The organism is Microcoleus sp. F10-B2 (assembly GCF_036704965.1).
GTDB lineage: Bacteria > Cyanobacteriota > Cyanobacteriia > Cyanobacteriales > Microcoleaceae > Microcoleus.
In genome coordinates this window covers 107746-126938 of record NZ_JAUBTB010000001.1, presented here as the reverse complement: position 1 = coordinate 126938, position 19193 = coordinate 107746, and the positions used below count along the sequence as shown (strand labels likewise).

Below are 19193 nucleotides of genomic sequence, written 5' to 3'. Positions count from 1 at the left end.
AGAGTGTATTTTAGCATCATCCTGGCTCACAAATATTTTCATTTTTGGAATAAGCCTGCAATAATTTTTCTTCCTTAAAATGAACGAGGTAAGCGCGAACATTCTTTTCCCAGTCAGAAGTGTCATAAGTTCGCAGCAGTTCCAAAGCACTTTCTTCTATCTGATATGCAGTTTTTGGACTATTCACCGGACGTTCGGGACTGTCAGGATTAACAACAATTAAACCTGTATCTAGAAACTGATGCACAGTCGGGCGGCGCACAGTTTCCCGCGTATTTGGCGCATACTTTTTACTGTACTCCTCCTCCATAAATTCCATAATTGGTGTGATTCCCCGAAGTGGAGATTTTGCCGATTCCCAAGCTTCCTTTGGCTTGAGGTCAAGCAAAGCCAGAAGGGTTAAGGCTGAACGTTCGTTAAGCTGACATTTTGGAAAACCCAGTGCTGCAAGTATTTCTAGAGATTCATCAATACGGTTCTTGATTGTCAGGGGGCTATTTTCTAACGGATTGGTCGCCTTAAGCAGTTGTGTCTCGACAAGTCGATCAATCTCCCGTTGTGTAGGCAATATTTCTCCTATTTGAGCGCCAAGTAAAAGTAATTGCTCTACAGTAGGATACTTCAAATTGCGTAAATCCGTAGCATTAACTTGAGTGTGTCCGTTGAACAGTCGGAAAAACGCATCTACCAAACTCGAATTTAGATAAACGGCCAATCCCCGCGCCAGGGTGAGGTCTAACCCGCGTCCCTGTTGGTGAAAGTAATTCAAATGGTTCTCAAAACCAACGCGAGAACTATTAATTTTATTGGCATCCCAGACAACGGCAACAATTCGCTTTTTCTCTTCCTTTGACGAGAAGCGCTTGCTCAAAACATAATGTTCGTTAGGTACGAGGAGTGCAGCAGTTTTTTCCGTGACAGCTAAAGCTTGATGCTTTCTCGTTGCTGTGGGATATTCAACACCGCCACCCGAGAAGTGTGCGGGATAAATCAGCGGAACTGTACCGTTCTCTGGTTTTAGCCGCAAGTCAGAGCGAACACGAAAATCTACAACTTTTCCGGTGGAAACTGTTAAGCCTAATTCCTCTAGCGTGCAAGTAAATTGAGCCATTTGCTCGACTACTTTCTGGCTGACTGAATCCGGTAAAATCCGAATAAATTGCTCGGAATCATTGGGATTAATTAGGGAGGTATAGGGCTGTTGGTGAGACAAAACCAGGTCGTCGCCCGCGCTGCTGCTTGAGGTAATTAGTACAGTATCTGGCTGTTCTATTTGTTTGGTGGCGCGCACAATAATAGTTTCTTGCAGCACCGCATCGTCGCGAAATGGCAACTGTCGGGATTCAAAGATGTGTACTTGGCGTAAAGCCATCATTTGAAGGAATACTTTGCGGAAATCTCGAAAGTATAAACCGTTGCAAAAGCTGCGGGGAGTAATCGATACTAATTCACCGTTTGGTTGGAGCAGGTGAGCGGCCGCAACTGTAAATCCAGCGTAGAGATTGCTGGTTTCTAGTCCTATAGAACGCAGCAAGGTTCGGGCTTGGGATTTAGCGTCTATTTTGGCATAGGGAGGATTGATAATTGCATGGGTAAATTCCCGTTTTGCTTGTTGTGTAAATAGATTGGGCTGCAACATATCGGCGCTGTCTTGAATAAAATCAATTTCGCGAACCTCACAGGTAAAAGATATCCCAAAACGCTGACATTCTATACTGCACAATTCTAAGGTTTGCTTGAGGTATTCAATCAAAATAAGGTCTATTTCATAAGCTGTAACGTGCAGGCTGTGCGGTTTGTTTGGGCGCTGGCAAAGTTCGCAAACAACGGCTGCTAACAGGGAACCAATTCCTGCACCGGCATCTAAAAGCGATATATCGGGACAGTTAAATTCAAACATTCTCGCCATCAAACTTGCGACGGAGGAAGGTGTTAAAAATTGTCCTTTTTCTCCTCTCTGGCTTTGCTGCAACTTTCGGGTTGCTTCTTGGCGCCAGCTATCTACTCGATCGAGTAAATTGCTTGCAGCCGGAAGGGCTAGGGTTTGAAAGTGCGGTAGTATCATTTGTTCAAAAAGTGCGATCGCGAGTTCACTGTATTTTCGCCCAAAATTGCACCTCGGTGCGAAAATGTCAAGCGCACTCGAAAATATATAACTTATCCAAAAGTATGTTGAGTGTTCATATAGCTAGATCGGGAGGTAGCTAACGATGACACAAACTGAAACCAAGCGTTATGATTTTACTTAAGTATCTAGGTCTAAGTTATGACAACTGTCAACTGGAATGAAGTTTTAGATAGTATTTCAGAGAATGCAGAAGAGCCAGAAGTCGAAGATCGATTTGTCAAACGCCTTCTAAATGCACTTGGATTCACATCTGATGAGTGGGTACAACAGTTTAAAACAGGGAAGGGTACTGCTGATTTTGCTGCTCGCAAGAATCACGATGATGATAAATTTTCAGTGGCTAAGATTAAGCCAGACTTAATCATTGAAGTTAAAGGGAGAGTATCAGGAAATGCCATCATTAACTTAGCAGAAGGTACTCCCGCGTACAAAAAAGCTAAAGAACAGATAACAGGTTATCTTCTTGCTCCTAAGTGCCAAACATCTCAATGGGGTATGATCACTAACTCAACAGATATCCAGCTATTCCGCAAACATGGTAAAATCGTATTGCCTGCTACTGACTGCATGAGGATAACCAAAGATAATATTATTAAAATTATTACTAAAATTAAGAACTTGCTGGAAAACCCACCCAAAGCTTTAACAATTTGCATCTATAATGATAAGGGAGGTGTGGGAAAAACTACAACGACAATCAACTTGGCTGCGATTCTTCGACAACAGCAGAAAAAAGTGCTTGTTGTTGACTTCGATCCACAACAAGGAGATTTAACAGATTCATTAGGCTTACAGGAGGGAAAAGTCAAACTATCTGATTGCCTGGGTAAGACAGCACTTAATGTTAAAGAAACTATTCAAGCATTTAATCTGAAGAATAAAGCAGGTCAATTAGTTAAGGTGTTTGATGTCATCCCATCTGATTCAGGATTATCGAAGTTCATGAGTTATGAGTATGAAGCAAAAATTGAGAAAGGTTCAGCAAGGCTGCGAGATTTGCTTGAGATTTTTGTTAGTAATTATGATTACATCTTAATTGATGCACCTACGAACTGGACTTTTTTTAGTAAAAGCTGTGTGATAGCTTCCGATGTAATCCTCATGCCAACAGAACACAATAACTTTTCATCTTTAAAAAATGCTGCTAAAGTGATTAAAGTATTCTTACCTGAAGTTAAGAAGCTTAGGCAAGACGGTGGCCCTATTGCCTTGCCGATATTTTTCAATAAACATAAAGAAACAGAGGCTTCAATCAAAAGAGCAAATGCAGAAATAAAAGCAATTATTACACTTCAAAAAGGAGATAATTATATTTTCGATTTTAATTTGTTACCATATTATTGGCCTAAATCTACAAAACCGGTGATTGACACAACTATATTCAGTGTTCCAGAATATGAAGTTGTTTCAACTGCCGCTTTTTCTAGAAAACCAGCGGTTTATCAACACAAAAAAGCCGCTGAATATTACTTAAAATTAGCGAAGGAGTATTTTTTGTATGAGTAATTCTGAGAACATCGGTAAGTTAATGCACTTGGAGTTAGCTAAAATTGAGTCAGCCGAACCATGCTCTGAGTCAGAGTTTATCATTGCCGGAGCCGCCGAAGCCGTATTGCAAGCAGGTAATCGCAATTGGATTCCGATTATCGTTAAAGAAACAGGCGACTATCAGTATCAAGTTGTGAGCAATCACTTTGTCTATGCTGTAGCTCAACAAGCCAAATTAGATTTAGTATGGTGTATTGTCATTGACCCAAAACCATCAAATATTGAACAAGCGAAGATTCTAGCGCGAGAAACCAATCCCAAAGTCAATCTGAGTACAGCCTCAAAAGATACTATTATAGCTGTACTTAAATACTTAGTTAAAGAGCATAATTGGAATAATGTAAAACCAGTTGAAACGGCTAATAAAATTGTACAATCTAACCGCGAGCAATGGTCAGATTTTATCCCTCTGACTAAGCTACAATGTGGTTTAACTAAGCCGAGATTGGATTGTATTGCAAAAGTATTTACTATATCGCCACCACCGCCACCGCCGCCACCGCCTGAAGCAGTCAGCGTGAAACGTGCATCAAGAGATGAGATTTTCGATCGCCTCAATTACTTATCCACTAATAAAATAGGAGGCTTTGAAAATATTGATGCCGAAAAAACAGCCGAAGCTATCTTCACCGCGAATAAAGGCAAGTGGAAAACCCTCAGTCCAATTTCCAAACTTGAATGCGGCATTGATACAGCCAAAATGAAAATTATTAAAACCCTATTTAGCCTGTAAAACTATGTTAAGTGGTGTAGCGGATTCAATTTACTGGCTCAACCGCTATATTGAAAGATCGGAAAATATCGCCCATTTTGCCCAGGTAAATTTTAATCTCATTCTCCACTCTCCCAGCGGTATTACTCAACTATTTACAGATCTGCCCAATTAATGTACCCTTGTGCGAAAATGTCAAGCGGACGCTCAAACCAAAAGTCCGTAAAGGACTGTTAAACGCTCTCTCACACACTTCTGATGCGAAATACCAAAACATTCTTTTTGTCAAGCGGGTTCCTGATCGGCTTAACAATTAGTTTTCTGCTGACTCCTGGTTGGTTCTCCAACTTCCCATCCCGCGCGATCCTCTTCGAGGGCTTCGCTAACGCAACTATGCCCCCGCAAACCCAAACCGCTGAATTTCGCGCCTTCTGGGTGGACGCCTTCAACCCCGGCTTCAAAACTCCTCAAGAAGTCACAAAATTGATCGCAGACGCGCAGCGGGCAAATGCCAACGCCATCGTCGCCCAAGTCCGCCGCCGCGGCGATGCTTTTTACACGAGTGCGATCGAACCCCGCACCCTCGATCCCAACGTTCCCCCCGGTTTCGATCCCCTGCAAGATTTGATTGACAAAGCCCACGCCGCAGGCATTGAAGTACACGCTTGGATGGTGACGCTGCCGGTGGTTTCGGGCGCCAAACTTCCCGCCGGTCACGTTTGGCAACAACACGGGCCTTCGGCCCCAGGAAATGACAATTGGGCAATGCTGACTTACGGGGGGGAATCACCCGGTTTCCTCGATCCCGGCCATCCAGACGCCGTAGATTATACTGTTTCCGTCTATTTGGACTTGCTGACGCGCTACGATGTGGACGGCGTACAGTTGGATTACGTGCGCTACGGCGGACCGACTTGGGGCTACAATCCGACTGCGATCGCCCGTTTCAATCAGCAAACAGGTCGATCGGGCAAACCCGCACCCACCGATCCCGCCTGGATGCAGTGGCGGCGCGATCAGGTGACAAATTTAGTGCGGAAGCTTTATGTAGAAAGCCTTGCGATTAAACCGCGGGTTAAAATTACCGCCGCCACGATCGCCTGGGGAGACGGCCCGCAAAACGATGCAGGGTGGTATCAAACGCAGCCTTACAAAGAAGTATTGCAGGATTGGCGCGCTTGGCTGGAAGAAGGGATCTTAGACATGGCGATGCCGATGACTTACCAGCGCGAGTACAAACGATCGCAAAAACTCGCTTACGATCGCTGGATCGAGTTCGCCAAAGACCACCAGTACAACCGCCAAATTGCGATCGGCCCCGGCAATTACCTCAACTACATCGAAGACACCCTAGCGCAGGTTCGCCGCGCCGAACAGCCCTCTGCGAAAGGAAATCACGTCGCAGGTACGGTACTCTATTCCTACGCTAGCAGCAACGTGTACACGAATGTGGAACTGCGATCGGGCGGTAGCGGCGATCTGCCCCGCCAGCCTTGGAAATACGTTCCCCAAAGCAACGATTTGTTTTACACCGCGCTTTCTGTGCCGAGTCAATACGTTGATGCTGCGACGGGCAAAACCTATGAAACTCAGCCTGTGTGGGCGACAGCAGCAGCGGTTCCCGATATGCCTTGGAAGTCGCGGCCGACTACAGGTGCGATCGCCGGAAATTTGCAGCGGTGCGCTCAAACTTGCGACGGTGCCAGCTTGACATTGCAGTCGATCGATGCTGCAGGCCAGGTGCGTCAACTGCGCGCGGATGGTAAAGGATGGTTTGGGGCGATCGAGCTTTCTCCGGGAACTTATCAGTTGAAAGTTGACGGAAGTCAAATTCAACAAACAGTTAATGTTGTCGCCGGTGAAGTAACAAAAATTAATCTCGGAGCATCTTAATCAGTAGGATGGCAATGCCCACCATAGGTGTTAACTTAAACCGAAAGTAGCATCGGAATGATACCGAGAGGACACGGCGCCGTGCCGTTTCCCTACCCGATAAATTGTAGGGACACGGCACGGCGCCGTGTCCTGACTGTTAGTAATATTAATTCCGATGCTACCGGAGTTGATATAATTCACTGCCCGCCTTACCCGATATATAATCTAATTATCCTACTACATCAAATTGTGATTTTTTTTTGAAGCTATGCTAACAACAGAAGCCCCTTTCACGCTCCGTAAATGGACAGTTAAAGAGTATCACAAACTGGGAGAGATGGGATTTTTTCACCCAGAGGAACGAGTCGAATTACTTTCAGGAAATATCATAAAAATGAGTGCAAAAGGAACTGCTCACACCTCCGCTTTAGGCCGTACAGATAGATTGCTGCAAAGCCTTTTTGCGAATCTGGCGTGGGTACGAATGCAAGATCCGATCGCCCTTGATGACAATTCCGAACCCGAACCTGATATAGCTTTAGTAATCATCGATCCGTTAGACTATGCAACTCACCATCCGACTCCTTCAGAAATATATCTAATTATCGAAGTGGCAGACAGCAGCTTGGCTTACGATCGCGAAATTAAAGCCAAAGCTTATGCGCGATCTGGAATTGCCGATTATTGGGTATTAAATGTGAATGAGCGACAACTCCACGTTTTTCGAGAACCTACTGAAAATGGGTATCAAAGCGAAGTAATTCTTGGGGAAACTGCGAGCATTTCACTGCTGGAATTTCCCGCTTGTAATATCGCTATTCAAGAAATGTTGCCACCAATTATATCAAATTGAAAACCCCATTAAGAACGGGCAAGATGCCCGTTCCACAAAAATTAAATTTCTTGTGGGCCGTTGCTCCTAGCCCGCCCTAAAGGGACTCTTAAAAACCGCTTGAAAGATTAATTTTTAGCTACTTCCTAATCGCTTTCCAGAATGCTTGCGAGCAAAGCTTGCTGAGCGTGCATCCGATTTTCTGCCTGATCCCAAACGCGCGATTGACTGCCTTCAATCACTGCATCGGTAATCTCTTCATCCCGGTGTGCCGGCAAACAGTGCAATACAATTGCATTCTTATCTGCTAACTTCAGCAATTGTTCATTTACCTGATAGGGTTCAAACAAAGGAATCCTGATTTTTGCTTCCTCTTCCTGTCCCATACTCGCCCAAACATCAGTATAAATCACTTGAGCATTCTTCACAGCAGCTTCTGAATCCGCCGTCACAGTAACTTCTGTTTTTCCATTAGCAATATTCTTAGCTTTTTCCACTATCTCAGCATTCGGCTGGAAATCTTGAGGGCAAGCAATTCTGACATTCATTCCCGTCATTGCACAGCCCAACATCAGCGAATTAGCCATATTATTGCCATCGCCCAAATAAGTCAAAGTCACCCCTTTCAACTTGCCAAAACACTCTTTTACTGTCATTAAATCCGCCAGGACTTGACATGGGTGTTCGTCATCTGTCAGTGCATTAATCACAGGAATTTTCGCATAGTTAGCAAAAGTAACTAAATCCTTTTGCTCGAAAGTCCGAATCGCCAAAATGTCTAAATATCTGTCTAAAACCCTGGCTGTATCTACCAAAGGTTCGCCGCGGCTGACTTGTGTAACGTTGGGATTGAGGTCAATCACTTGCCCTCCCAATTTATACATTGCTACTGTAAAACTTACCCGCGTTCGCGTTGAAGCTTTGGAAAATAACAAGCCGAGAACTTTATTGCGTTTCAGCTTGACCATTCCCGATTTTAAACTGGCTGCTAGATCTAGCAAATAATTTAATTCGTCAATGCTTAAATCTGCCAGACTTAATAAATCTCGCCCTTTTAAGGAATCCATGCTTTCCCCCACACACAAATTTTTAACTTTGTCTTAAATCTTAGCCCCCAGAGGTGGGTTTTGTTTATTTTAGCTTGCACCATTCTCAAGAACAGGCAAGATGCCTGTTCCACAAAGATTAGATTTTATTGTGGGGTGGGCAGGAGAGCCCGCCCGTGAAAGGCTTATTAACAATGGTGCAATATCTAAGTTTATTTCAACTTGCGGGCAATTGCTCGATCGCGCGATCGATCGAATCGCAACCTTGTTCAACCGTTTCTACCACAGCCAACACGCCCCGCAATTCCCCAGCGCCGGGGAAACCCTTAGCATACCAGGTTAAGTGCTTGCGCGCTTGGCAGACACCGCTTTCACCTTTATATTCCCACAAAGCCCGCAAATGTTCTTTAGCACATTCGAGACGTTCAATTGGTGTCGGAGGTATCTTTTCCACACCAGTTTTCAAGAAATAATCAACTTCTCCCACCAAAAAAGGATAGCCCAAAGTTCCCCGCGAACACATCACTCCATCAGCGCCTGTTTCTTCCAGACATCGCATCGCTGCTTCCACTGAAAAAATATCCCCGTTAGCAATAACAGGAATCGATAAAACTTCTTTCACTCGGCGAATCCACTCCCATTTTGCCGGGCCGGTGTAACCTTGCGATCGAGTGCGGCCGTGCACGGTAATCATTTTTGCTCCCGCATCTTCCATCCGCTTCGCAAATTCCAAAATATTAATTTCTTTGTCAGTCCAACCAATCCTAGTTTTAACAGTTACAGGAACATCTACCGCTTCCACAACAGCCCGCACAATTGCCTCGGCAGTTTCCGGATCTCGCAGCAGGGAAGAACCGCCGCCGTTTTTAGTAATTTTGTTAACCGGACAGCCCATATTAATATCAACAGTATCGGCTCCTTCTGCCACTGCTTTCTGGGCCGCTTCTGCCAAGAAATCCGGCCGGCAGTCAAACAATTGAATGCTAATCGGGCGCTCGTTCGGGTCAACTTCCATAATTCTCGGCAGTTGCTTCACGTAGTGCAAACCCGTAGCGTTCACCATTTCCGTGTACATCATCGAATCCGGCGCGTAGCGGCGCACCAGGCGGCGAAATACCAAATCGGTAACGCCGGATAAGGGCGATTGCAGGACGCGACTTTTAACTTCAAAATCGCCGATTTTGAGCGGAGTTGCTAACCTTTCTTTTAATTCTGGAGATAGAGCAAGCATAGTGAATCGCACTTTAATTCTAATATCTGTATATTATACTACACTTCAGATAGTTGACAGTTGTTAACTATATTTTTAGCCGATAATTGAGTGACACCTAAAAGTATATTTAACCTGACCGCAATGCTTATTTTACACATCCCGATCGCGCGCATTTGAATATTTTTAAACCCGAACCCCAAGCCCAACCCCGACTACACTTAAATCTCTGTGCCGCTTCGATCTATCTACGGGGTGCGGCCATTAATGGGGGATCTACCTACTAAGAGTGTTGCCCAAGTCATATTTTTACTGTTTAATTCTGCCGAATGCTCTGCCTGCCTTCAGCTTCGGCTGCCTTCAGACGATTAATGCTGAAATTTATTGGGATTCTGCAAAAGCCGTACATCAGATCGTTTTAAACTACAATTGGTGGATTCCTGACGACGCCGATCGAACATTAAAAAAATTGTAGAGAATTCCTATGGACGCCGCAGCACTCTGGCAACGCTATCAAGACTGGCTTTACTATCACGAGGGATTGGGACTTTACCTCGATATCAGCCGTATGGGATTCGACGACGCTTTCGTCGCCACAATGAAACCCAAATTTGACAAAGCTTTCAAAGACATGGCAGCTTTGGAAGCAGGTGCGATCGCCAATCCCGACGAACACCGTATGGTGGGCCACTACTGGCTGCGAAACCCTGATTTAGCTCCCACTCCAGAATTAAAACAAGAAATAGTCGAAGGCATAGCACAAGTCGAAGCATTTGTCAAGAAAGTTCAAAACCGCGATATTAAACCGCCCTTTGCTCCGCAATTTACCGACATAATTTCGATCGGCATCGGCGGTTCCGCCCTCGGCCCCCAATTTGTCGCCGAAGCTTTATCCCCAGACATTCCGCCCCTAGCAATACATTTTATCGACAACACAGATCCGGCTGGGATCGATCGCATCCTTAACAAAATCAAAGACAAACTCGCCAGCACCCTAGTAATTACTATCTCCAAATCCGGCGGCACCCCCGAACCCCGCAACGGCATGATCGAAGTTCAAAAAGCCTTCGCCGCCGAAAAACTAGACTTCGCCAAACAGGCAGTTGCCATCACCGGAGTTGACAGCCAACTAGACAAATTAGCCAAATCCGAAGGCTGGATTACCACTTTTCCCATGGCAGATTGGGTGGGAGGACGCACTTCCGAATTGTCAGCAGTCGGACTTTTGCCAGCAGCTTTGCAAGGCATCGACATTCGGGCGATGCTCGACGGCGCTAAAGTCATGGACGAAGCTACCAGAACCACCGAAATCAAACATAATCCCGCCGCCTTGTTAGCAATGTCCTGGTATTTTGCTTGCAACGGACGTGGCGAGAAAGATATGGTAGTTTTGCCGTATAAAGATTCACTGCTATTGTTCAGCCGCTACTTGCAGCAATTAGTCATGGAATCGATCGGCAAACAGGAAGATTTAGACGGCAACACAGTTCATCAAGGAATCGCAGTTTACGGCAACAAAGGCACCACCGACCAGCACGCCTACGTCCAGCAACTGCGAGACGGCGTGCCGAATTTCTTCCTAACATTTATCGAAGTTTTGCAAGACAGGCAAGGCATTTCCCCAGAAGTAGAAACCGGCGTCACTTCAGGAGATTATTTGTCGGGTTTGTTGCAGGGAACTCGACAAGCTTTGTACGAAAATCACCGAGATTCCATTACTGTCACAATTCCCCAAGTCAACCCGGAGACAGTAGGAGCATTAATCGCCCTCTACGAAAGAGCCGTAGGTTTTTACGGTTCCTTGGTGAATGTCAATGCCTATCACCAGCCAGGGGTTGAAGCAGGCAAAAAAGCAGCCGCTGCTGTATTGGACTTGCAGCAACGGGTACTGCAAGTGCTCAAAGACGCCCAAAAACCTCTGTCGGTAGCAGAAATAGCCAAAAAAGCCGGAAAACCAGAGCAAATCGAGACAATTTACAAAACTCTGCGGCATTTGGCAGCCAACGGGCGCGGCGTAGCTTTGGAGGGCAAATTAGGGCAACCGGCTACTTTAACTGCAACTTATAAGGAATACCCTGAAAACCCCGTGACTTCAGTCCGGGGATGAAAGGGCGTTGCAGGATAAATCCTGCCTGTTCTCTTTACCTCAGTCATGAACCCAAAATCCAATCTTTTTAATTCAAAAAACTTCCTTAAAAAGCTTTGGACAAAACGGGACAGTATGGTAAACTGAAACAGTCAGGGTTAAACTCCCTTGCCCGAAGTGAAACAGGACATGAGACACACTTTTAGGCATAAACTGGGGGACAAAGTGCGGCGAAAACACTATAAACAGTCGAAACCGAAAATGTAGGTTTCAATCCAGCAAATAAACTTTTTCACTGGGAATTGTTAAGTAGGGTAGGGCATACCCAAACAAAGCGGGAAATATCCTAGTACGCTTTTGGAGATAGACCCGCTGGGATGCTTCTGAATTAGGCTCGTCAATTGGTGGTATCCCCACGGTTGAAAGGTTTAAGTATTGCCGTAAGGACAGAACATTTTAAGGTCAGTCGCTGAATTAAGAATCCCCTCGGCTTCAGCCAGGGGAGTGTCAACAAGAGAATTAAACAGTAGAATTAAACATTAAAAGTGAAATTAGTCACTTTTAATGTTTAATTTTTAATTCCCCCATGCCATTAACGATTCTGGTTGCTGACGACGATTTCGCGACTCGCTTGTCAATTACCGATTATCTAGAAATTACCGGCTACTCTGTAATCGCTGCTGAGAACGGCAAACAAGCTTTAGGTTTGGTAGATGAATTTCAGCCTCACTTGATTGTTACCGACATTACAATGCCTGAGATGGATGGCTACGAATTCGTGCGGCGAGTTCGGACACGTCCCTCTTTCCGTTTGCTGCCGGTAATTTTTTTGACGGAACGCACGAGCACGCAGGAACGGATTCGCGGCTATCAGATGGGGTGCGACAATTATCTGGCTAAACCTTTTGAACTCCAGGAATTGGGGGCGGTTATTCGCTCTTTGCTCGATCGCTATGCTCTTATCGCTCAGGCACCCTCTCGTTCCCCGGAACCCGAACCGACGCCAACAGAGGCACGCAGCAGAGCCAATGGCAAGCCAGAAGCGGATTTTTCAACTCAAAAGTCAAAGACAGGCGATTCCCTACGGGATAGCTCCGCTTCACGGGCATCTCCAAGCCAAAATGCTCCGAGTTTGACTCAGCGAGAGCGAGAAGTGCTAGATTTGCTGACAGAAGGTCTTTCTAATATTCAAATAGGGTCCCGGCTCAACCTGAGTCATCGAACTGTCGAAAAGCACGTCAGCAGCTTGTTCAGAAAAACCGACAGCAACAACCGAGCAGAACTCGTTCGCTTTGCGATGGAACACCATTTAGTCGGTAATTGGTAATTGGTAACTGTTAATTGGTAATTGTTAAATTTTCCTGATTGATAACGTACTCCAACAAACCCGCTTGAGCATCGTGCAGCAAATCAATTACTCGATCGAATCCCTCCGGACCGCCGTAGTAAGGATCTGGCACTTCTTTAAGGTCGTATTTCTGGCAAAAATCGCACATCAGCCGCACTTTATCTTTATACTTTCCCGTAGCATCCAGAGCAAGAATATTGCGATAATTGTCCCGATCCATAGCCAGAATCAAATCAAAATTTTCAAAATCTTTCCTGGTAAATTGGCGGGCTTCGCCTAACAATTCAATGTCTCGCTTCCGCGCCGCCAATGCCATCCGCCTGTCAGGGGGACTGCCAATGTGATAGCTAGCTGTTCCGGCCGAATCGCAGGTAATGCGATCGCTCAAACCAGCTTGTTCAATTAAGTGATTCATAATATTTTCTGCTGAGGGCGATCGGCAGATATTTCCGAGGCAGACAAATAATAATTTATAAGACATTAAATTAGTAATTGATTATGAGTAATTGGTCAGCGAAAGGAAGAAAGAAAATTTTTCCTTTCTCCTTTTTCCCAAAGTTTCCTGCTTCAGAGAAATCAATCAGTCATTAGCTATAGAGCCATTTTTAAATACAGATAGCTAATAACTAATGACTGATGACTGATGACTAACCGAAACCGGGGAGATTCAGTCCGCCGGTGAGTTCTTCCATTTTCTCCCGCATCGTCATCGTAGACTTAGCGTAAGCATCCTGCATCGCCACCGTGACGAGTTCAGAAACCACATCAGCACCTTCACCGAGGGCATCCGGCGAGATTTCCACGCGGCGGGGTTCTTGGTTGCCGCTGAGAAAAACCTTGACCAAGCCGCCGCCGGCAGTTCCCTCAATTTCCATTTGATCCAACTCTTCTTGGAGCTTTTTAGCTCCTTCTTGAACCTGCTGAGCTTTTTTGAAAGCTTCAGTCAGTTCTTTCATTTTGCCCAGGCCGAAGCCAAATCCTTGTCCTGATTTTGTCATAGCTACTTTGTGATGGTGTGTGGGCTGGCAGTCTGCCGTTTCCTTATTACTTTAATAATGCCCTAGAAGGGAAACTCTCCCAGTATTCTAACTTCTGGCTCTAACAACAGCGACCACCGCTGCTCGACTTGCTGTTGAACGTGGCGGATCACTTGAAAAATATCATTGGCCGTTGCCGACCCGCAGTTAAGAATAAAATTAGCATGGCGCTGAGCTACTTGCGCCCCGCCGATCTGGTATCCCTTGAGTCCCGCTTGTTCGATGAACCAACCTGCCGTCTTCGGGCCCGGGTTGCGGAAGACTGAGCCACAGCTCGGTAAGTGATAAGGTTGAGTTGTCCGCCGCTGGCTGAAATGGTCATTAGTTTCTGCCATTACTTGCGATCGGTCAAATCCCGGCTGCAACTGGAAAGTCGCTTCTGTTACCAGCCGATCGCCCCCTTGCAGCACCGAAGTCCGGTAGCGGTACTCCAACTCTTGGGGAGTCAGAATTTCCACCTTGCCGCCAGGGGATAGGACGCGAGCGTTGACCAAAATATCAGCCGTACAGCCTCTGTGAGCGCCTGCATTCATCACCACAGCCCCTCCCACGGTGCCCGGTATGCCGACTGCCCATTCTAGACCTTTCCAGCCCCGTTTAGCCGCCAACCAAGCGAGGCGGGGAATTGACTCCCCCGCCCCGGCTGTAAGTTGACCTGTTTCTGGATTAAAATTCACCTGTTTCAGGTAGCGAGTGCCGACGACCAAACCGGACAAACCCCGATCGCTCACCAACAAATTAGAACCCGCACCCAGCAGAGTCACCGGCACCCCTTCGTCGTGCGCCCAGGCAAAACTCGCTTGCAAAGCCTCCATACTGCGGGGAGCAACGTACCACTCAGCCGGGCCGCCGACTCGGAACGAAGTCAGGCCCGCCAGCGAAACTTGAGAGTTAATCTTGCAATCAGTTCCCCGCAAAGCAATAGGAGAATAAACTCGCCGATTGTCCTTAACAGAGGAGTCATTCGAGATAGTCACCATCTTGAAAATCCTTAAAAATACCTGCGAAGAGAAGACGTGGTTGAAAATTCATTTACCTAACTTATGCCACCCCTGTGAGCGAGCCTTTCAGCAGTGTCGGTATAACCTGATAACCTGCACCGCCCTGGCTGTGGCTCAACTCTTTTGGGCGTGCGATCGAGCTAATTCGGGCGATCGGCTTGTTGATAAAAAGCCATAACCTCTGGAATAATCTGATTCAGATTACCAGCACCCAAAAACAGAGCCAAATCACCCGGTTGCAGATTTTCGGTTAAAAACTTACTTACCGACTCCAGGGAATGCCCAAACTCAACCTTTCGACCTTCTTTAGCAATCAAATCAGCAACCTGCAGCCCGCTAATTTCTCCTAAATTCGGTTCTCCAGCACTATAAATATCGCAAGCCACAACCAAATCAGCATCCCCAAAAGATTGAGCAAATTCTGGCAAAAATGTCAGAGTCCGGCTGTAACGGTGGGGTTGAAAAATCGCAACCACTCTTCGGGATTTGGTATTTTTTTCGCTACCTTCGATGCGCAAGCGAGCCGCCGCCAAGGTGACACGAATTTCGCTAGGATGGTGAGCGTAGTCGTCCACAAACAGGATGTCATTGTGAAAACCCCGCACCTCAAAACGGCGGCGTGCTCCTTCAAAGCCAGCAATCGCTTTGGCAATCGCCGAAAACTCTAACCCCAACAATCGACCCACTGCTACCGCAGCTAGTGCATTGCTGAGATTGTGTTTGCCTAGCAACTTCAACTCCATTTCCCCGAGGAAAGCTCCTCGCTCCCAAATGCCGGCCTTGGTGCTTTCGGATCCGTATTCCACGCCTGAAGCCGTATAGTCAGCACCGCTGTTTTGCTGCAAGCTGTAGCTGACATTAGGCTGAAGGCAATCTTTGACGATTTGGTCGTCAATGCAGCCCACCAAGGTTTGACAGTTTTGGGCAAACACCTTAAATGTGTCTATTACCTGGTCGAGGGTATCGTAATGGTCTGGATGATCCAGTTCCACATTCGTCACTATGCCAATTTTGGCTACTAGCTTGACGAGAGAACCGTCGGATTCATCAGCCTCGGCAACTAAGTAGGGCCCTTCCCCCAAACGGGCATTGCCTTCCCAAGCATTTACCTCGCCTCCTACCACAATCGTCGGGTCTAGACCCGCAGCCATCAGCATGAAACCGATTAAGCTGCTAGTAGTAGTTTTGCCGTGAGTCCCAGCTACGGCTATGCTTTGGTAATCTTGAATTAACGCTGCCAACACATCCGATCGATGAAAAATCGGACAGCCCAAATCTAAAGCAGCTCGATATTCGGCATTTTCCGGGTTAATTGCCGTCGAACATACTACTTGAGGCAATCCTGGAATTGCTTGGGCGCTTGAACCGTTGCCGTGCAATTTGGGATCTTCGGCTGTCGCCACGGAAGTCCCTACCGTGCCGGCGACTGCCGAGGATACGGCCCCAAGCGCCCCCCGGTCGGGACTACTACCGTTGAGGGCAGTTTGAAATAATTCAAAATTGCTGGCGTCTTGACGCCAAAAAATGTGAGCTCCCATTCCTTGCAAGCGCTCGGTTATGTGACTCGATTTAATGTCCGAGCCGTACACAGGCAACTTGCGTTTAGCTAGAATGTAGGCAAGGGCTGACATCCCAATCCCACCAATGCCGATGAAATGAAATGGTCTACCGTTGAAATCAACAGAACTCGGCATCTTCGCTCCTCACACACCACACCACGCCAATAACACGCGATATCATATCAAGAATTGTTTTTTCAGGATACAGTTCGCTAGAGATTTTGTACAAAATTCTCTGCGCGTCCCTAGATTTGCGGGACTTGTAGAGATGTTTGTCTTGTATCCTATATGACTTAGTACCGAGTAGTTTTCCGGAACAGTCACAGCTCGAAAATTGCAGGTCAGAGAGAATGGGGTCTGGGGTCTGGGCCAACAGACGAATTTTGGGCGGTTACATACTCCTGCATTCTTTCTATTTCTATCCGCCTGCTGTGCTGGGATACGGCAGCAAAAGCCCCACAACCTTTTTACCAAGATTGAGGGTAAAACCCATAAGGATTTACAAACACTACCACGAACAACAAAATTTCGCTCATTTTGTAGTCATTTATCTAGTTGTACGGTCATTTTTTCTTGAAAGTCAGAGATTGACACGATCGCCACTCAACTACAGCAACTACAAATAGTATGTATTCTCACTTAATTGTATATATACCAAGTTATGCAGTTAGTCGAATAAGTCGAAAAGCGATAGAGCTTACGGGTAAAAGGGTACAAACATAAAATTTGGGCGATGTCTCTACTAATCCTGATTTTTGGGAAATATGGCGAAAATAGCGATTTTGGGGGGGACTTTTGACCCGGTTCACTGGGGTCACGTGTTGGTGGCCGAGACGGCTGTGAGTCAATTTAATCTCGATCGAGTTATTTGGGTACCCGATAGCTCTCCTCCTCACAAGTGCCGTCCGGATTTGGCAAGTTTTGAGCAGCGGCGGGAAATGCTCGCTCTGGCGATCGCCCATCGCCCAGACTTCGTACTTTCGCCGCGGTCGGCAAATCCCTCGGACAGTTCTTTTGCGATCGACACCCTGCTGTATTTGCAAAAATTGTACCCCGGCGATCATCGCTGGTACTGGATTATTGGTAGCGACGCACTCCTTACTCTCCCCAAATGGCACCGGTGCATGGAAATTGCCGGGTTGTGCGACTGGTTGGTGGCCCCGCGTCCGACTCACGGAGATCGAGTGACAGCAGAAAGCGGGGAGATTGAGGGAGTGTCGGAGTGGGGAGATTGTCCGGGTGGAAAACCCCTCGATTCCGGGGGGGACAGGATGCAGGTTCAGGCAAATGCTGTGGGCCGGCGAGTTGCCGAACAAATGGCTCTTTTGGACGTGGAAATTCGCTGGGAGGTGCTTTCCATGGCCGCGATCCAGATTTCGTCGAGCCACATCCGCCGCTGCTGCGCCGAAAGGATCGACCTCCGCTACTTAGTCCCGGAAGTTGTCGGGACTTATATTGCAGCCCATCAGCTTTACCAGTAACCAGCGGCAGAAAGCCCAATGCCTCCTGCCTTGCAATTTCTGCCTTCTAGAAAAGTTCAAGCTTTTTTGATAAACACAAAAAGTTAGAAAGGATCGACCTTTGCGATATGATCTTGTCTCATAAGTCAATTCTTAAATTTTTCCAAAATTTAAGCCTGAGCTAGAGGCTGCCATCATTAGGAGGTACAAGGTGATTAGAGTCGCGATCAATGGTTTTGGACGTATTGGACGCAGTTTTGCGCGCTGCTGGTTGGGCAGAGAAAACAGCCAGCTAGAGTTGGTAGCTATTAATGACACTTCCGATCCCAGAAGTAATGCTCACTTGCTGAGATACGATTCCATGATGGGAACGTTGAAGAATGTGGACATCAGTGCGGATGAAAATTCCATTACCCTAAATGGGAAGACAGTTAAATGCGTGAGCGATCGCAACCCGCTAAACTTGCCTTGGAAAGATTGGGGTATTGATCTGATTATTGAAGCGACCGGCGTCTTCGTTGACCAAGCTGGTGCATCGAAGCATATCACAGCCGGCGCTAAAAAAGTGCTAATTACCGCTCCCGGCAAGGGTTCTGAAGTTGGCACTTACGTGATGGGAGTCAACCACCACAACTACAAGCACAGTGACTACACAGTCATCAGCAATGCTAGCTGTACTACTAACTGTCTGGCTCCTGTACTGAAAGTGCTGCACGAAAATTTTGGCATCGTCAAAGGCATGATGACCACTACCCACAGCTATACTGGCGACCAGCGCTTGCTGGATGCCAGCCACCGCGATTTGCGGCGGGCCCGGGCGGCAGCAATGAATATTGTGCCGACTTCTACCGGAGCAGCCCAAGCTGTGGCTTTGGTGATTCCTGAATTGAAGGGCAAGTTAAACGGTATTGCCATGCGCGTGCCGACTCCCAATGTGTCGGTAGTTGATTTTGTGGCTCAGGTAGAGAAAAAGACTTTTACCGAGCAGGTAAATCAAGTTTTCAAAGAAGCAGCCGAAGGCTCCATGAAAGGGATTTTGGAGTACAACGATTTGCCTTTAGTTTCATGCGACTATCGCGGAAGTGATGCTTCTTCGATTCTGGATTCCAGCTTAACGCTGGTGATGGATGGCGACATGGTGAAGGTTTTGGCTTGGTACGACAATGAGTGGGGCTACAGTCAGCGGGTGGTTGACTTGGCTGAATTGGTCGCCGAAAAGTGGGAAGCCTAGTACCCGAAGGCAGAAGGCATCAGTCATTCGGCAGAAGGTAAAAATGCTGATATTTTGTACTTTTGAGTCGATTTCTAGCTGACTGGTTATTTCTGTTTTCGAGCGGTAGAGACTTTTGGC

At 46.7% G+C, this 19193-nt stretch carries 16 protein-coding genes; 9 read left to right on the top strand and 7 right to left on the bottom strand.

What is annotated here, in order from left to right; translation table 11 throughout:
• Positions 1-16: 16 nt before the first annotated feature.
• Positions 17-2065 carry an Eco57I restriction-modification methylase domain-containing protein gene (locus QUA99_RS00575; protein ID WP_333234480.1) on the bottom strand — a complete coding sequence of 683 codons (2049 nt, stop codon included), beginning with the start codon at positions 2063-2065 and terminating at the stop codon, positions 17-19.
• 201 nt (positions 2066-2266) lie between these two features.
• On the opposite strand from QUA99_RS00575, the gene QUA99_RS00570 reads away from it, so the two are divergent.
• From QUA99_RS00570 to QUA99_RS00550, 5 genes are all read left to right on the top strand, one after another.
• Positions 2267-3634, top strand: a complete 1368-nt coding sequence (locus QUA99_RS00570; RefSeq protein ID WP_333234479.1) for a ParA family protein — start codon at positions 2267-2269, stop codon at positions 3632-3634.
• The gene (locus tag QUA99_RS00565; protein WP_333234478.1) at positions 3627-4409 is read left to right on the top strand and encodes a hypothetical protein; all 783 of its coding nucleotides are present in this window, start codon (positions 3627-3629) and stop codon (positions 4407-4409) included. The genes QUA99_RS00570 and QUA99_RS00565 overlap by 8 nt, the downstream gene beginning before the upstream one ends.
• Positions 4410-4413: 4 nt before the next feature.
• Positions 4414-4563, top strand: a complete 150-nt coding sequence (locus QUA99_RS00560; protein WP_445242185.1) for an alpha-E domain-containing protein — start codon at positions 4414-4416, stop codon at positions 4561-4563.
• Positions 4564-4781: 218 nt separating this feature from the next.
• On the top strand, positions 4782-6281 hold the full coding sequence (locus QUA99_RS00555; RefSeq protein ID WP_333234477.1) for a family 10 glycosylhydrolase: 1500 nt from the start codon (positions 4782-4784) through the stop codon (positions 6279-6281).
• A gap of 250 nt (positions 6282-6531) precedes the next feature.
• Positions 6532-7116 carry a Uma2 family endonuclease gene (locus QUA99_RS00550; protein WP_333234476.1) on the top strand — a complete coding sequence of 195 codons (585 nt, stop codon included), beginning with the start codon at positions 6532-6534 and terminating at the stop codon, positions 7114-7116.
• A gap of 125 nt (positions 7117-7241) precedes the next feature.
• Here QUA99_RS00550 and argF read toward each other — a convergent pair whose 3' ends face one another.
• Both argF and dusB read right to left on the bottom strand, forming a co-directional pair.
• A complete protein-coding gene (gene argF, locus QUA99_RS00545) occupies positions 7242-8162 on the bottom strand; it encodes an ornithine carbamoyltransferase (protein WP_333234475.1) in 921 nt (306 codons plus the stop codon).
• Positions 8163-8358: 196 nt separating this feature from the next.
• Positions 8359-9372 carry a tRNA dihydrouridine synthase DusB gene (dusB, locus tag QUA99_RS00540; protein ID WP_333234474.1) on the bottom strand — a complete coding sequence of 338 codons (1014 nt, stop codon included), beginning with the start codon at positions 9370-9372 and terminating at the stop codon, positions 8359-8361.
• A gap of 463 nt (positions 9373-9835) precedes the next feature.
• On the opposite strand from dusB, the gene QUA99_RS00535 reads away from it, so the two are divergent.
• Both QUA99_RS00535 and QUA99_RS00530 read left to right on the top strand, forming a co-directional pair.
• A complete protein-coding gene (locus tag QUA99_RS00535) occupies positions 9836-11458 on the top strand; it encodes a glucose-6-phosphate isomerase (protein ID WP_333234473.1) in 1623 nt (540 codons plus the stop codon).
• Positions 11459-12023: 565 nt separating this feature from the next.
• Positions 12024-12764: a response regulator transcription factor gene (locus QUA99_RS00530; protein ID WP_333234472.1), complete on the top strand. Its 741-nt coding sequence runs from the start codon at positions 12024-12026 to the stop codon at positions 12762-12764.
• Between the two features lie 10 nt (positions 12765-12774).
• Here the strand turns inward: QUA99_RS00530 and QUA99_RS00525 are convergent, their stop codons facing one another.
• The 4 genes from QUA99_RS00525 to murC all read right to left on the bottom strand — a co-directional run bounded on the left by QUA99_RS00525 (position 12775) and on the right by murC (position 16517).
• On the bottom strand, positions 12775-13266 hold the full coding sequence (locus QUA99_RS00525; RefSeq protein WP_333234471.1) for a low molecular weight protein-tyrosine-phosphatase: 492 nt from the start codon (positions 13264-13266) through the stop codon (positions 12775-12777).
• A gap of 166 nt (positions 13267-13432) precedes the next feature.
• Positions 13433-13783 carry a YbaB/EbfC family nucleoid-associated protein gene (locus QUA99_RS00520; RefSeq protein WP_333234470.1) on the bottom strand — a complete coding sequence of 117 codons (351 nt, stop codon included), beginning with the start codon at positions 13781-13783 and terminating at the stop codon, positions 13433-13435.
• Positions 13784-13845: 62 nt separating this feature from the next.
• The gene (murB, locus tag QUA99_RS00515) at positions 13846-14802 is read right to left on the bottom strand and encodes a UDP-N-acetylmuramate dehydrogenase (RefSeq protein ID WP_333234469.1); all 957 of its coding nucleotides are present in this window, start codon (positions 14800-14802) and stop codon (positions 13846-13848) included.
• Between the two features lie 161 nt (positions 14803-14963).
• Positions 14964-16517 (bottom strand): UDP-N-acetylmuramate--L-alanine ligase, encoded by a 1554-nt coding sequence (murC, locus tag QUA99_RS00510; protein ID WP_333234468.1) that lies wholly within the window; start codon positions 16515-16517, stop codon positions 14964-14966.
• A 629-nt stretch (positions 16518-17146) separates the two neighbouring features.
• Here murC and nadD point away from each other — a divergent pair.
• Together nadD and QUA99_RS00500 are read left to right on the top strand one after the other, a co-directional pair.
• Positions 17147-17863: a nicotinate (nicotinamide) nucleotide adenylyltransferase gene (nadD, locus tag QUA99_RS00505; protein ID WP_333234467.1), complete on the top strand. Its 717-nt coding sequence runs from the start codon at positions 17147-17149 to the stop codon at positions 17861-17863.
• A gap of 190 nt (positions 17864-18053) precedes the next feature.
• On the top strand, positions 18054-19073 hold the full coding sequence (locus QUA99_RS00500; RefSeq protein WP_333234466.1) for a type I glyceraldehyde-3-phosphate dehydrogenase: 1020 nt from the start codon (positions 18054-18056) through the stop codon (positions 19071-19073).
• Positions 19074-19193 lie beyond the last annotated feature (120 nt).

What these genes read in the sequence shown, in the direction of transcription:
- QUA99_RS00575 (WP_333234480.1), bottom strand. Translation starts at nt 2,065, where the DNA reads ATGATACTACCGCACTTTCAAACCCTAGCCCTTCCGGCTGCAAGCAAT.
- QUA99_RS00570 (WP_333234479.1), top strand. Translation starts at nt 2,267, where the DNA reads ATGACAACTGTCAACTGGAATGAAGTTTTAGATAGTATTTCAGAGAAT.
- QUA99_RS00565 (WP_333234478.1), top strand. Translation starts at nt 3,627, where the DNA reads ATGAGTAATTCTGAGAACATCGGTAAGTTAATGCACTTGGAGTTAGCT.
- QUA99_RS00560 (WP_445242185.1), top strand. Translation starts at nt 4,414, where the DNA reads ATGTTAAGTGGTGTAGCGGATTCAATTTACTGGCTCAACCGCTATATT.
- QUA99_RS00555 (WP_333234477.1), top strand. Translation starts at nt 4,782, where the DNA reads ATGCCCCCGCAAACCCAAACCGCTGAATTTCGCGCCTTCTGGGTGGAC.
- QUA99_RS00550 (WP_333234476.1), top strand. Translation starts at nt 6,532, where the DNA reads ATGCTAACAACAGAAGCCCCTTTCACGCTCCGTAAATGGACAGTTAAA.
- argF (WP_333234475.1), bottom strand. Translation starts at nt 8,162, where the DNA reads ATGGATTCCTTAAAAGGGCGAGATTTATTAAGTCTGGCAGATTTAAGC.
- dusB (WP_333234474.1), bottom strand. Translation starts at nt 9,372, where the DNA reads ATGCTTGCTCTATCTCCAGAATTAAAAGAAAGGTTAGCAACTCCGCTC.
- QUA99_RS00535 (WP_333234473.1), top strand. Translation starts at nt 9,836, where the DNA reads ATGGACGCCGCAGCACTCTGGCAACGCTATCAAGACTGGCTTTACTAT.
- QUA99_RS00530 (WP_333234472.1), top strand. Translation starts at nt 12,024, where the DNA reads ATGCCATTAACGATTCTGGTTGCTGACGACGATTTCGCGACTCGCTTG.
- QUA99_RS00525 (WP_333234471.1), bottom strand. Translation starts at nt 13,266, where the DNA reads ATGTCTTATAAATTATTATTTGTCTGCCTCGGAAATATCTGCCGATCG.
- QUA99_RS00520 (WP_333234470.1), bottom strand. Translation starts at nt 13,783, where the DNA reads ATGACAAAATCAGGACAAGGATTTGGCTTCGGCCTGGGCAAAATGAAA.
- murB (WP_333234469.1), bottom strand. Translation starts at nt 14,802, where the DNA reads ATGGTGACTATCTCGAATGACTCCTCTGTTAAGGACAATCGGCGAGTT.
- murC (WP_333234468.1), bottom strand. Translation starts at nt 16,517, where the DNA reads ATGCCGAGTTCTGTTGATTTCAACGGTAGACCATTTCATTTCATCGGC.
- nadD (WP_333234467.1), top strand. Translation starts at nt 17,147, where the DNA reads ATGGCGAAAATAGCGATTTTGGGGGGGACTTTTGACCCGGTTCACTGG.